General features: G+C 72.5%; 11 protein-coding genes, 1 tRNA gene and 1 pseudogene. 10 read left to right on the top strand and 3 right to left on the bottom strand.

Features of this window, described 5'->3' with window-relative positions:
- The first annotated feature begins 19 nt into the window (after positions 1-19).
- The 3 genes from ACF059_RS19165 to ACF059_RS19175 all read left to right on the top strand — a co-directional run bounded on the left by ACF059_RS19165 (position 20) and on the right by ACF059_RS19175 (position 2,862).
- Positions 20-958, top strand: a complete 939-nt coding sequence (locus ACF059_RS19165) for a metallophosphoesterase (RefSeq protein ID WP_360895144.1) — start codon at positions 20-22, stop codon at positions 956-958.
- A 120-nt stretch (positions 959-1,078) separates the two neighbouring features.
- Positions 1,079-1,152 (top strand) — tRNA-Pro (locus ACF059_RS19170).
- A gap of 195 nt (positions 1,153-1,347) precedes the next feature.
- Positions 1,348-2,862 carry a SulP family inorganic anion transporter gene (locus ACF059_RS19175; protein WP_392058491.1) on the top strand — a complete coding sequence of 505 codons (1,515 nt, stop codon included), beginning with the start codon at positions 1,348-1,350 and terminating at the stop codon, positions 2,860-2,862.
- Here ACF059_RS19175 and ACF059_RS19180 read toward each other — a convergent pair.
- A pseudogene (locus tag ACF059_RS19180) lies at positions 2,848-3,251 on the bottom strand (SRPBCC family protein). The gene ACF059_RS19175 and the pseudogene ACF059_RS19180 overlap by 15 nt on opposite strands.
- A gap of 284 nt (positions 3,252-3,535) precedes the next feature.
- Here ACF059_RS19180 and ACF059_RS19185 point away from each other — a divergent pair.
- From ACF059_RS19185 to ACF059_RS19195, 3 genes are all read left to right on the top strand, one after another.
- The gene (locus ACF059_RS19185) at positions 3,536-3,952 is read left to right on the top strand and encodes an SRPBCC domain-containing protein (protein WP_392058494.1); all 417 of its coding nucleotides are present in this window, start codon (positions 3,536-3,538) and stop codon (positions 3,950-3,952) included.
- Between the two features lie 11 nt (positions 3,953-3,963).
- A complete protein-coding gene (locus ACF059_RS19190; protein ID WP_392058497.1) occupies positions 3,964-4,407 on the top strand; it encodes an SRPBCC family protein in 444 nt (147 codons plus the stop codon).
- Between the two features lie 353 nt (positions 4,408-4,760).
- On the top strand, positions 4,761-6,380 hold the full coding sequence (locus ACF059_RS19195) for an MFS transporter (protein WP_392058500.1): 1,620 nt from the start codon (positions 4,761-4,763) through the stop codon (positions 6,378-6,380).
- Here ACF059_RS19195 and ACF059_RS19200 read toward each other — a convergent pair.
- Both ACF059_RS19200 and ACF059_RS19205 read right to left on the bottom strand, forming a co-directional pair.
- Positions 6,340-7,155: a helix-turn-helix transcriptional regulator gene (locus ACF059_RS19200; RefSeq protein ID WP_361942543.1), complete on the bottom strand. Its 816-nt coding sequence runs from the start codon at positions 7,153-7,155 to the stop codon at positions 6,340-6,342. The two genes, ACF059_RS19195 and ACF059_RS19200, sit on opposite strands and share 41 nt — an antisense overlap.
- Before the next feature lie 217 nt (positions 7,156-7,372).
- Positions 7,373-8,428: a M4 family metallopeptidase gene (locus tag ACF059_RS19205; RefSeq protein ID WP_392058503.1), complete on the bottom strand. Its 1,056-nt coding sequence runs from the start codon at positions 8,426-8,428 to the stop codon at positions 7,373-7,375.
- 140 nt (positions 8,429-8,568) lie between these two features.
- Here ACF059_RS19205 and ACF059_RS19210 point away from each other — a divergent pair, with 140 nt between their 5' ends.
- The 4 genes from ACF059_RS19210 (at position 8,569) to ACF059_RS19225 (ending at position 13,218) form a co-directional block, all read left to right on the top strand.
- Positions 8,569-9,390: an RNA polymerase sigma factor gene (locus ACF059_RS19210; RefSeq protein ID WP_392058506.1), complete on the top strand. Its 822-nt coding sequence runs from the start codon at positions 8,569-8,571 to the stop codon at positions 9,388-9,390.
- A complete protein-coding gene (locus tag ACF059_RS19215; RefSeq protein ID WP_392058509.1) occupies positions 9,387-10,304 on the top strand; it encodes a hypothetical protein in 918 nt (305 codons plus the stop codon). Before ACF059_RS19210 ends, ACF059_RS19215 begins: the two co-directional genes overlap by 4 nt.
- Positions 10,305-10,318: 14 nt before the next feature.
- A complete protein-coding gene (locus ACF059_RS19220; protein ID WP_392058512.1) occupies positions 10,319-10,864 on the top strand; it encodes a hypothetical protein in 546 nt (181 codons plus the stop codon).
- A 71-nt stretch (positions 10,865-10,935) separates the two neighbouring features.
- Positions 10,936-13,218: a bifunctional polysaccharide deacetylase/glycosyltransferase family 2 protein gene (locus ACF059_RS19225; RefSeq protein ID WP_392058515.1), complete on the top strand. Its 2,283-nt coding sequence runs from the start codon at positions 10,936-10,938 to the stop codon at positions 13,216-13,218.
- The last annotated feature ends 15 nt before the right edge of the window (positions 13,219-13,233 follow it).

The following is a 13,233-nucleotide window of genomic DNA, read 5'->3' on the forward strand; positions in this document are numbered from 1 at the left end:
GGTCTGCGACGATGGGTCCATGCGTGCGCGTTACGGAGTACCCCTGAAGGCGGCTGCCGGAATCGCGGCGGTGGGGGCCGCGGGTGTGGCCTATGCCGCCGGTTTCGAAGCCCGGTCGTTCCGCCTGCGCCGGATCACGGTGCCTGTCCTTCCCCCCGGGATGCGCCCGCTGCGCGTCCTGCAGGTCTCCGACATCCACATGGTCGGCGGACAGCGCAAGAAGCAGGCCTGGCTGCAGTCCCTGGCGGGCCTGCGCCCGGACTTCGTCGTGAACACCGGCGACAACCTCTCGGACACCGAGGGCGTCCCGGAGGTGCTCGACGCCCTGGGCCCGCTGATGTCCTTCCCGGGGGTGTACGTCTTCGGGTCGAACGACTACTACGGCCCGCGGCTGCGCAACCCGGCGCGCTACCTGACCGAGAAGGTCCAGGGCCGGCACGGGCTCAACGGCAACAAGCCGGTCGTCGGCGCCGTCCACAATCCGTGGGAGGAGCTCCGGGACGCCTTCGACGCGGCGGGCTGGCAGAACCTCACCAACACCCGGGCGCGGCTGAAGCTGGAGGGCCTGGAGCTGGCCTTCACCGGCCTCGACGACCCGCACATCAAGCGCGACCGCTACGAGCGGGTCGCCGGTGGCCCGGATGCGGACGCCGACTTCTCGATGGCCGTGGTGCACGCCCCGTACCTGCGCGTCCTCGAAGCCTTCACGGCCGACCGGTACCCCCTGATCCTCGCGGGCCACACCCACGGCGGGCAGCTGTGCATCCCCTTCTACGGAGCGCTCGTCACCAACTGCGACCTGGACACCCGGCGGGTGAAGGGCCTGTCCACACACGAGGCGGGCGGCCACCGCGCGTACCTGCACGTCTCGGCGGGCTGCGGCACGAACCGCTTCACCCCGGTGCGCTTCGCGTGTCCGCCGGAGGCGACGCTGCTCACGCTCACCCCGAAGGCGTAGGGGCCCGCCCCGTCCGGCGACCGTCCCGCGACCGCTGCGTGAAAACCGGATTTCGTCTCCGGCGAGAGGTCCGCTAAAGTAATCGATGTCGCCAGGGCAGCAACGCTGCAAGGCGGCGATCGGGGTGTAGCGCAGCTTGGCAGCGCGCTTCGTTCGGGACGAAGAGGTCGTGGGTTCAAATCCCGCCACCCCGACTTCGTAAGACCAGGTCAAGGGCTTGATCCGCATCGCGGGTCAGGCCCTTCCTGCGTCTGCGGAGTTCGTTCGGAGATATCCGGAGAGGCGCGTGGTCGGCTTCTTCCAGGAACCCGGGCGGCCTTCGTCTTCGCGTCTTCTCCGCGCGCCCGCCCGCCGGTTGGGGTGTGCCCGAGCCTGAGGTCCGTATCGTCTTGTCTTCCTCCCCCTTCTCCGTGCCCTCGCGCCTGCGCGGCCCGCGTCGGCCCGCGTCGCCCGCCTGGCTGTCGCCGAAGGCGCTGCGCACCGAGGTGCTCGGTGGTCTCGTGGTCGCGCTGGCCCTGATCCCCGAGGCGATCTCGTTCTCGATCATCGCCGGGGTGGATCCCGCGATCGGGCTGTTCGCCTCGTTCACGATGGCCGTCGTGATCGCGGTCGTGGGCGGCCGGCCCGCGATGATCTCCGCCGCCACGGGCGCCGTCGCGCTCGTGATCGCGCCGCTCAACCGCGAGCACGGCCTCGGTTACATGATCGCGGCGGTGATCCTCGCAGGTGTCTTCCAGATCGTGCTCGGGGCGCTCGGGGTCGCGAAACTGATCCGCTTCATACCCCGTTCGGTGATGGTCGGCTTCGTCAACTCCCTCGCCATCCTCGTCTTCATGGCGCAGGTCACCGAGATGCGGGACGTGCCGTGGGCCGTCTATCCGCTGCTGGCCGCCGGGCTCGCGCTGATGGTGTTCTTCCCGAGGATCACCAAGGCGGTCCCGGCCCCGCTGGTGTCCATCGTCATCCTCACGGCGGTCACCGTCGCCGCGGGCATCGCGGTGCCGACCGTGGGGGACAAGGGCGCGCTGCCGTCCTCGCTGCCGGTTCCGGGGCTGCCGGACGTGCCGTTCACCCTGGACACCCTGACGCTCATCGCCCCGTACGCCCTGGCCATGGCGGTGGTCGGGCTGATGGAGTCGCTGATGACGGCGAAGCTCGTCGACGAGATCACCGACACGCGGTCCTCGAAGACGCGGGAGTCCGTGGGCCAGGGCGTCGCGAACATCGTCACCGGGTTCTTCGGCGGCATGGGCGGCTGCGCGATGATCGGCCAGACGATGATCAACGTGAAGGTGTCCGGCGCCCGGACCCGGCTGTCGACCTTCCTCGCCGGCGCCTTCCTGATGGTGCTGTGCATCGCCTTCGGACCGCTCGTCTCCCGGATCCCGATGGCCGCGCTGGTCGCCGTCATGGTCATGGTCTGCTTCGCGACCTTCGACTGGCACTCCCTCGCCCCGAAGACGCTGCGGCGCATGCCGGCCGGCGAGATCACCGTCATGGTGCTCACCGTCGGCTGTGTGGTCGCCACCCACAACCTCGCCGTAGGCGTCGTCGCCGGGTCCGTCACGGCGATGGTCATCTTCGCGAAGCGCGTCGCGCACCTCGTGAACGTCACGTCCGTCCTCGATCCGGACGGCGGCCAGGTCGTCTACTGCGTGACCGGCGCGCTGTTCTTCGCCTCGTCCAACGAGCTGGTCGGGCGGTTCGACTACGTCGGGGACCCGGACCGGGTCGTCATCGACATGTCGTCCGCGCACATCTGGGACGCGTCGTCGGTCGCCGCCCTGGACGCCGTCGAGACGAAGTACCGGCGACTGGGCAAGCGCGTGGAGATCGTCGGCCTGAACGAGCAGAGCGCCCGCCTGCACGGAACGCTCAGCGGCGAACTGTCACCGGGTCAGTGAGGGCCCGGGCCAGGGCCTGGCGGAACGCACCACGCGCCTGTCCGCCTTGAGGTCAGCCCGCGGGCTACGCATCCAGGCGTCCGGGCCGGGGTCGGTGCCTTCGGCGCTGGACGCGAGGCGGTCGACGTAGTGCTGCCAGCCCTCGGCGTGGGCGGCGCGGGCCTCCTCGGAGGGCAGGCCGCTGCGGACCAGGCGGAGCAGGGTGCCCTCGGCGGTGGGTTCGAGGGTGATCTCCACGGTGGTGGAGCCGGGCGGCACGGGCATGGAGCCGGCCTCCCAGCCCCACGTGAAGACGAGGCGAGGAAGCGGCCGGAGGCCATGTTCTCGCCGGTGACCCGGGTGCGGTACGCGCCCCCGGGCTCGAAGGAGAACGTGCCGTCGGCGCCCATCCAGGACAGCCACTTCTCGCGGTCGGTGAAGAAGCCGAAGACGGTCTCGGGGCGGGCCGCGATGCGTGACCGTGTCCGTGGGGGTGGTCATCGGGTGCCCTCGTTCCGTTCGGCCTCTTCGGCGAGCCGGGCCAGGGTGTCGAGCCGGTCGTTCCACATGCTCTGCAGGTAGGCGGCGAGCGGGCCCAGCGCCTCCCGGTCCGCGCGGTAGAACCGCTTGATCCCCTCCTAGTCTCGACTTAAGAAAGCCGTCGAACCTCACGCCCGGCCCTCGGGAGCACGTCATGACCGCGATCACCTACGAGACCGACATCGCCGCCGACCGGGCCGGCGTCCTGGAGGCGCTCGACACGCACGACGGCCTCACCGGCTGGTGGACGAACGACGTCCACCGCAAGGAGGACGTCTGGTACTTCAACTTCCCCGGCGTCCCCGAGCCCTTCCAGCTGCGCCGCGAACGGGCCGACGAGAACCGCGTCGTCTGGGCGAACACCGGCGTCTTCCCGCCCCACTGGGCCGGCACCACCATCAGCTGGGACCTGACACCGACCTCCGCCGGGACGCGGGTGGCCTTCGCCCACTCCGGCTTCCCCGAGGGCGAGGCCGAGGTCCCGATGATCAGCGAGACCTGGGGACTGCTGATGACCCGCCTGAAGCAGTACGCCGAGTCCGGCACGCCGAACCCGTTCTTCACCGTCTGAGGGGCGCACCGATGAAGATCGACGTGCTGACCGAGACCGTGATCGCCGCCCCGTGCGAGCGGGTCGCCGCCTACGCGGCCGACCCCTCGCACGCGCCGCAGTGGTACGCCAACATCACCTCTGCCGACTGGCGGACCCCTCCGCCGGTGGGGGTGGGCTCCAGGGTCGCGTTCGTCGCCCGCTTCCTCGGCAGGACGCTGGCCTACACGTACGAGGTCACCGCGTACGAGCCCGGTCGGCGGATGGTCATGCGGACGCAGGAGGGCCCCTTCCCCATGGAGACCACCTACACCTGGGAGCCGTACGGGGACGCCGCGGACCACACGCGCATGACCCTGCGCAACCGCGGCGAGCCCAGCGGCTTCGTCTCGCTCGGAGCCACCGTGATGGCCGCGGCCATGCGCCGCGCGCAGCAGAAGGACCTGGCGGCGCTCAAGGCGCTGCTGGAGGGGTGAGGCCGGCCCTCGTCCGGCCGGGAGACGGACATCCGATCGCGCCGAAATCACCGAAGCGGATGCCGGCCGGTCGGATCACCGTCATGCTCGTCCCCGTGCGCTGACCGGGCTCCGGGCCGGTGTCCGACCGGCATCCGACCGGTATCCGCGGCCCGTACGGACACGTGCGTGTCCGCTACGCGCAATCGGGCGGACAGGCCCGTTCAAAGTTGTCCGCTGCGCGACATTGGTCGTCCTCGTACGTCGTTCCCGTCCGCGCGATGGGCCCATAGCGTGAACGAGTGCGGCAGCGACCGCACATGGAGGTCTTCACTCCGCAACTGACACCCACGTTCAACCTTCAGGGAGCACTCATGTCCTCGACTGCGACGACGACGAGCACGGCACCACCGGGCGACCAGCAACGCCGGCCTGGGCTGGTGCTGTTCATGGTCTGCGTCGCGATCTTCATGCTGATGCTCGACGCGACGGTCGTCTCCGCCGCGCTCGCCGACATCCGCAAGGACTTCGACGCCTCCGCCGACGGCCTCCAGTGGGTCATCGACGCCTACTCGATCCCGCTGGCCGGTGTCCTGCTGACCTTCGCGACGCTCGGTGACCGCTTCGGCCGCCGACGGATGTTCATCATCGGCATGGCCGGCTTCACCGCCTCCTCGCTCGCCCTGGCCTTCGCGAACACCATCGTGGTGCTCGACGTCCTGCGCGCGGCGCAGGGCTTCGCCGCCGCCATGCTGTTCGCCACCGCGCTGCCGCTGCTGTCGGTCGCGTACCCCGAGAAGGCGGCCCGCGCGAAGGCGATCGGCATCTACGGCGCCGTCATGGCCCTCGCCACCGTCGCCGGCCCGGTCGTCGGCGGCGCGCTCGTCACCCAGTTCGGCTGGCGCTCGATCTTCACCATCAACGTGCCGATCGGCATCGGCATCATGGTGCTGGCCTGGCTGAAGATGCCCGAGTCCGCGAGCAGCCCCGAGCGCCGCGCCGACCTGCTGGGCTCGGTGCTCCTCACCGGCGGCCTCGTGGCCGGCGTGTTCGCCCTGACCCGGAGCAACGCGCTCGGCTGGACGTCGGGCACGGTCATCGGCCTGCTCGTCGCCGCGGTCATCCTGCTGATCGCCTTCCTGGCGTGGCAGGTCAAGGCCAAGCACCCGCTGTTCGACCTCGGGATGGCGAAGAAGCCCGGCTTCTCCGGTACCGCGATCGTGTCGGTCGCGCACATGGCCACGCTGATGGCCGCGTCCAACTACATCGCGCTGTTCCTCATCGGCACGCTCGGCTACTCCCCGCTGCAGATGGGTCTGCGCCTGCTGCCGATCAGCCTCGGCGCGATGATCGCCGCCCCGCTGACCGCGATCTTCGCCCGGCGCGTACCGCTGGCGCTCTCGCTCCCGGTCACCATGGCGCTGGTCACCGTGGGCATGTACCTGATGGGCAACTTCGGCCACGACAGCGAGTGGACCCACTTCGTCCCGGGCATGCTCATCGGCGGCCTCGGCCTCGGTGCGATCACCGCGGTCACCCAGGCCGCGTCGCTGACCTTCGCCTCGCAGGAGAACGCGGGCATGGCCAGCGCCACCTTCGGCACCCTGCGCCAGATCGGTATGGCCATGGGCATCGCCGGTCTCGGCGCGATGTTCAGCCGCGTCGCCGAGGACAAGACGGAGACCGGCCTCGCGGCGATCCCCGGTGTCGACGCGGTGCCGTCGGACCTGAAGGAGCAGTTCATCGAGGGGATCGGCTCCGGAGCCGGTCACCAGGTGGTCGAGGGAGTGCCGGCGCAGTTCGCGGACAGCGTGCCCGCCCTGACCCAGGTCGCCGACAGCGCGTCGATCGACGCGATGAACGCCCTGGCGAACCTCGGCGCGGTCATCGGTGCGGTCGCCGTGGTCCTCGCGGTCATCACCTTCGCGATCGACAGCCGCCGGTCCGGCAAGGTCAACGAGACGACGCGGGAACCAGAGCCGGCGTCGGTGTGACCTCGGAATCGGCACCGCTCCCGCCGAAGTACGCGGCGGGGGTGGTGCCGATTTCCCGTCGGAACGCGGTGATGAAGGCGCTCGCGGTCCGGTAGCCGACGGCGCGGGCCACCCGGGAGATCGGCTGGCCCTCGCCCAGCATCGGGAGCGCGGCGTTGAGGCGTTCGAAGGTCCGCCAGCTGCCGAAGCTGACCCCGGTCTCGGCGCGGAACCGGCGCGAGAGGGTGCGCGGCGACGCCCCCACCTCCCGACCCCAGTCCGCGAGGTCCCGCGGGTCGGCCGGGTCCTGTCTGATGGCGAGCGCGATGCGCAGGGCCAGCGGGTCGGTGGGGAGGATGGTCGGGATGATGGTGACCGACATGGGCTTCATCAGGTCCCACAGCACGTCCACGGCCCGGGCCCGGCGGTCCGCGGCGCGGCCGCCGAGCTCCACGATGTAGGACAGCAGCGGGCCGACCACCCCGGTGGCGTCGATGACGGTCGGGGTCTTCCAGTCCAGCGGACAGTCGCCCGGCTCGAAGTACAGCGAGTGCATGGCGCAGGACGAGTTGGGGATGACGGCGTGGTCTACGCCGCCGGGGATCCACAGGGCGCGCGAGCGCTGAACCACCCAACGGCAGTTGTCCACCGTCATCGTCAGCAGCCCGGACGGTGCCCAGGTCAGCTGGTGCTGCGGGTGGTTGTGGGTGGGCACATCGGTCCCGGCCTCAAGCGGGATGACGATGCTCGAATAGGCCGCATAATCGATCGTGGGGTGCATCTCACTGATGATCACAGGCTCCAATTCTACTGCCACCACCCTTTGTTGAGGCGGTTCGTCTAATTCGGGCCACCGCCGCGCGCAGCCCCCGCCGCCCGGCCCGGCCCCGCGAAACGCACGCGTGGGCCGGGGGGAACGCAGGTCAGGGGCCTGATCCCCGTAGTCGATCAGGCCCCTGCCCGGCGTGGGCGTCCGTCTCGGCGCGCGGACGCCACCGACTGGATCCGGACGATCAGACGCCCGGGATCTGGCGCGCCTTGAACGCGGCGCGGACGGCATCGGCCGCGGAGGTGCCGTACATGCGCTGCGCCGTCGCGATCGTCGTCCGGGCGGCGGCCTCGAAGCTGGTGTCCGGTGCGAAGCCGAACTGCGCGTTCACGATGATGCGGTCGGCGGTACGGGCCCCCAGGGCGCCCCGGATGTCGAAGAGGGCGCGGGACCAGATCTCGCCGTCGGCGTGGACCTCGCCCACCCGGTCCGCGTAGACCTTGTTCCCGTCGATGCGGCGCAGGCAGTGCGGTGCGTCGCTGTAGGAGATCGAGTCCCAGTCCGCGACGCACGCCAGGTCCGCCTTGCGCGGCCATCCGTAGACGGCGTCGGCGTGCGCGCCGACCTCCACGGCGAGGTAGTCGCCGAAGGCCTCGCCGATCGCGCCGGCTTCGGGCGAGGTGCCGAAGCCGGGGACCTGGGCGTGGTGCACGGCGTGCCCGTACTCGTGCACGATCACCTCGGCGTCCTCGGCGTCGTCGACGCTGCCCTTTCCGAAGCGTATTTCGGCCTTCTTGTCGGTGAAGAAGGAGTTGTCGGCGCCGAACTGGTTGATGCGGACCGGCTGGACCCGGTCGTTGGCGCCGGGGAGTTCGGTGCCGAAGCCGAGGCCCTGGAGGTACTCCTGTGCCTCGTTGACCCAGAAGTAGGCCATGACCTGCTCGAACTGGTCGTCGGCGCGGTTGTAGCGGGTGGCGGCCGCGACCGCCGCGGGGGCGCCCGTCTCCGACTTGACGTACGCCCACTTCCCGGACAGCCCGCCGCTGGCGTCCAGGTTGCGCAGGGCGGCCGTGGTGTAGGCGGACGCGGGCACGGCGCCGGCGGAGTCCTTGGCGTCGAGGAGGGTCTGATCGCCCGAGGACTGCACGGGGTTGACCATGAAGATGCTGCCCTGGGGCAGCGCCGCAGCGGGCGCGGGGGCGGGCGCGGGCGCCGATGCCGAGGCCGGTGCGGCCAGGGTGAGCAGGGCCGCGGCGGCGGCGGCCGCGGCGGTCAGGCCGCGGGGGGAACGGCGGGACATGGACATCCTCCTGTGATGGATGTGGCGCGCCGGAGATTTCACGGGTGGCGCGGTGCGGACGCGATCTTTGCTCAACGGGGCCGTCTTTGGCCAGACCTCGTACCCCCCTGCGTTCCGTGAAGTGCCGCATCATGTCCCGCGTGCACAGTGCGGAGGAGTTCGGTGAGGCCGGCGGCGGAGTGCGGATCCCGGGGGCGGTGCGGGACCCGGGAGCCGCGGCGGACATGTCCGGCGTGCTCGCGGCGGCGCGACGGGGGGACGACGCGGCCTTCCTGGCGCTGTTCCGGGCGGTGCAGCCGGGGCTGTTGCGGTACCTGACCCTGCTGGCCGGCGAGGAGGCCGGGGAGGTGGCGTCCGGGACGTGGCTGCGGATCGCGCGCGAGCTCGGGTCGTTCAGCGGGGACTACGACGCGTTCCGCGGCTGGGTTTCGGCCGTCGGGCGCAGCCGGGCGAGGGAACTGCCGCGGCGACGGCGGGGCGGGGGGTGGCGGGCGGCGGGCGGGCCGGGGGGCGAGGGTGCGGCGGTTGGGGGCATGGCGGGCGAGGGCATACCCGGCCAGGGTCCGCCGGGCGTGGGCATACCGGTCGAGGACATATCGGCCCAAGGCCCGCTCGACGGACTGGGATCCGGAGGCGACGAGGGCGCGGCACCCGCCTGCGTCGCCACCGCCGAGGCGCTCGCCCTGGTGGCCGCGCTGCCCCGCGTACAGGCCGAGGCGGTGCTCCTGCGGGTGGTGATGGGCCTGGACGCGCGGGGCGCGGCCCGGGTGATGGGCAAGCGGGCCGGTGCGGTCCGCAGGGCGGCGCACCGCGGCCTGCGCACGCTGGCCCGGCTGCTCGAAGAGCAGGGGGCGAGCCGGCCGGGGGGTACGGGTGGAGCGGTTGCGCCGCGGCCGCGCGGAAGGAATTTCCGGCGAGGAGTGACACCAGCGGCGGCTGCGACGCTGAAGGACACGAGATGAGCACCCACCGATCCCGCCGCATCGACCACGACACGGCCGAGCAGCTGCTCGGCGGTGCACGAGCCGATCTCGCACCCGGCCACGAAGCCCTCGCGGGGCTTCTCGCCGCCCTCTCGGCGCCGACGGCCGAGGGCGAGCTGGCCGGCGAGGAGCAGGCCGTGGCGATGTTCCGGGCGGCTCGTCTCCACCCCGCTCCCGCCCCGGCCCCGGCCTCCCGCCGATGGCGGTCCCGGTCCGCGCGGTCCGCGCGATCCACTCGTTCCAGGCGGTCCGTGCGCACGCCGGCGGTGGTCCTGAGCGCGAAGGTCGCCGCCGCCGCACTGGCCGCCGCCGCGGTCGGCGGTGTCGCCGTCGCGGCCGGCACGGGTCATCTGCCCGCCGCCCTCGGGGGCGGCCCCGCGAATGGCGGACCGACGCCCTCCGCCTCGGCCGCCGCCGGGAAGCCCGGGGAGTCCTCCGCGGGACTCCTGTCCCGTCCCTCGACCCCGGTCACGCCCGCTCTGGCCGACCTGTGCCGCGCCTACGCCGCGGCCGACGGCGCGCAGCCCGCCGTGGTGCTGGCCGACCACCGCTTCGCCCCCCTGGTCGCGGCCGCGGGCGGGCAGGGCGGCGTACCGGAGTACTGCGGCCCCGTCGTCGGCGTCCAGGACGCGGCACCCGACCGCTCACCGGACCCGCAGCCGACGGACAGCACGCGCGGCGCCGAGCCCACGAAGCCCGGCGGACGGGACGCGAGCAAGCAGTCCGACAAGCCGGGCCCGGGAGCCACCCGCACCCCGGACACTCCGGACACCCCGGGCACCCCGGGCACCAAGGGCGGCCACCCGACCGCCCCGGCGACCACCGAACCGTCCCCGCCCCGCAATCCCGCCCCGACCGGTCGCCCCACCTCGGTGCCCGGGGCGGCCCCCTAGGAGCCTGGCCACCGATGCAACCACCCACGGGTTACGCGGACGACGACACGATGCCGCTCCCCCGCCTCTACGCGGCCTCCCCGGGCCCGGCGGAACCGGACCCCGGGCACACAGCCGTGCCCGCGCCGGTCTTCGTGGACTCCTCGGGCCGACGCCAGCGCCGCGTCCGCCGCCTGGGGTGGCTGCTGGTCGTGCCCGCCGCCGCCTACGTCGTCCTCCTGCTCAGCTCGCTGTTCGGCGGACCCACCGTCCGCTCCCCCTTCCTGCCCGCACCGCGCACTCCGGACGCCGCCCCGAGCCGGCCACCCGCCGCCGAGGGCAAGCCCGGTGCCTCCGCCTCGCCGAAGCGCTCCGCCTCCCCCACCGGCAGCGCTCCGCAGGCCTCCCCCACGGGCCCCACAGGCCCCGCCGGCCCCACCGCCCCGCCCGGTACGCCCACGACCGGACCGGCGCCCTCCGCCACCACCGGGCCCGCCCCCACCCAGGCGAACGGCCAGAGCGGCCGCGGCAAGCCGACCTCGGCACCCGGCCAGGGCGGCAAGCCCACCACCCGCCCCTGACGGCTTCGTCCGCTGACGCCCCCCGCTCCTGACCTTCCGGCTCGCTCCCCACCGGCAGAAAGCTCGTCCCCTTGTCGAAGAACCGACGCCGCCTCCCCCGCGGTCGGCACAGCACGGTGCGCAACGTCCCGCTGCGCACCCACTGGCTGCTGCTGACCGTGCTCGTCGTCACCCTCTCGGCCGCGCTGCTCCTCCAGGGCTACGCCAAGCACATGTTCGACTCCACCGCCGACGGCGCGGCCCGTACGCCCGGCTCCTCCGCCTCCGTACCGGAGGCCATCCGCTCCGGAGGACCGGTCGTCGAGGGCGCCGCCGGGCGGACGGCCTCTCCCGCGCCCCGCACGATCGCGCTGACCTTCGACGACGGGCCCGACCCCGTCTGGACCCCGAAGGTCCTGGACGTACTGCGCCGCAACGACGTGCGCGCCACGTTCTTCACCGTCGGCGCCCAGGTGTCCGCCCATCCCGAACTGGCCCGGCGCATCGTCGCGGACGGCCACCAGATCGGCGTCCACACCTTCACCCACACCGACCTCGGCGCCGCCTCCGACTGGCGGCGCTCCCTGGAGCTGCGCGAGAGCCAGCTCGTCATCGCCGGCGCCACCGGCATCACCACCCCGCTGCTGCGCCCGCCCTACTCCTCCACCAACGAGGCGCTGGACGACGCCGGATGGAACACCGTCGTCCAGGCGGGCCTCGACGGCTACCTCACCGTCCTCACCACCCAGGACAGCGAGGACTGGCGCCGCCCGGGCGTCGCCGGGATCGTCGCCAACTCCACCCCCCAGGGCACGGACGGCCAGGTCCTGCTGATGCACGACGCGGGCGGCGACCGCTCGCAGACGGTCGCCGCGCTGGAGCAGCTGATCCCCCGCCTCAAGGCGGGCGGCTACCGTTTCACCACGGTCAGCGAGGCCGTCGGCCTGCCCGCGCCCACCCGGCCGGCCTCGGCCGTCGACCGGTGGCAGGGAACCGCCCTCATCAACGCGCTGCGCGCCAGCGACTGGGTCCTCGAAGCGCTCTCCTGGCTGCTGTGGGCGGCCGGAGCGATCAGCGTGCTGCGCGCCGTGGCGGTGTTCGTCGCCGCGCGCCGGCACGTACGGACGCGCCGCAAGCCGTGGGGCCGGGTGGTCACCGAACCGGTCAGCATCATCGTGCCCGCCTACAACGAGAGCGCCGGCATCGAAGCCGCCGTCCGCTCCCTGCTGGCGTCGGACCATCCGGTGGAGATCATCGTGGTCGACGACGGCTCCACCGACGGCACCGCGGACATCGTGGAGGCCCTGCGGCTGCCCGGCGTACGCGTCATCCGCCAGGAGAACGCCGGGAAGCCCGCCGCGCTCAACACCGGCATCGCCGCGGCCTCGTACGACCTGCTCGTCATGGTCGACGGCGACACCGTCTTCGAGCCCGACGCGGTACGCATGATCGTCCAGCCCTTCGCCCAGCGGCGCGTCGGCGCGGTCTCGGGCAATGCGAAGGTCGTCAACCGCGGCGGGCTGCTGGGCCGCTGGCAGCACATCGAGTACGTCGTCGGCTTCAACCTGGACCGGCGCCTGTTCGACCTCGCCGAATGCATGCCCACCGTGCCGGGCGCGGTCGGCGCCTTCCGGCGCGAGGCCCTCCTGCGCGTCGGCGGCGTCAGCGACACCACCCTCGCCGAGGACACCGACCTCACCATGGCGCTGTGCCGCGACGGCTGGCGCGTGGTCTACGAGGAGCGGGCCATCGCCTGGACCGAGGCCCCCGCCTCGCTCGGCGCCCTGTGGAAGCAGCGCTACCGCTGGTGCTACGGAACCCTCCAGGCCATGTGGAAGCACCGCGGCGCCCTGGCCCAGCGCGGCCAGGCCGGAAAGCTCGGCCGCCGCGGTCTGCTGTACCTGCTCATGTTCCAGGTGCTGCTGCCACTGCTCGCGCCCGTCGTGGACATCATCGCCGTCTTCGGGCTGGTCTTCCTCGACCCGGTCCGCATCCTCGGCCTGTGGTGCGCGTTCCTCCTGCTCCAGGTCCTGATGGGGCTGTACGCCTTCCACCTCGACAAGGAACGGCCCGGGGCGCTGTGGAGCCTGCCGCTCCAGCAGTTCGTGTACCGCCAGCTGATGTACCTGGTCGTCATCCAGTCCGTGTTCACGGCCATCGCCGGATCACGCCTGCGCTGGCAGCGCATGGAGCGCTACGGCAGCCTCCGCATGCCGGCGGCCACCCCCGCAGCCGCGGCAGCACCGGCGCCCACAGCCGCACCCGCACCCGCACCCGTACCGACTCCCGCACCGGCGCCCGTGGCCTACGACCCCGTCCAGCCCTGGTACCCGCAGCACGCCCACGAGGTGGCACCGTGGCCGCCGCAGCACTGACCGTCAGTGCCGTCG

The organism is Streptomyces sp. NPDC016562, assembly GCF_043076955.1.
Lineage (GTDB): Bacteria > Actinomycetota > Actinomycetes > Streptomycetales > Streptomycetaceae > Streptomyces.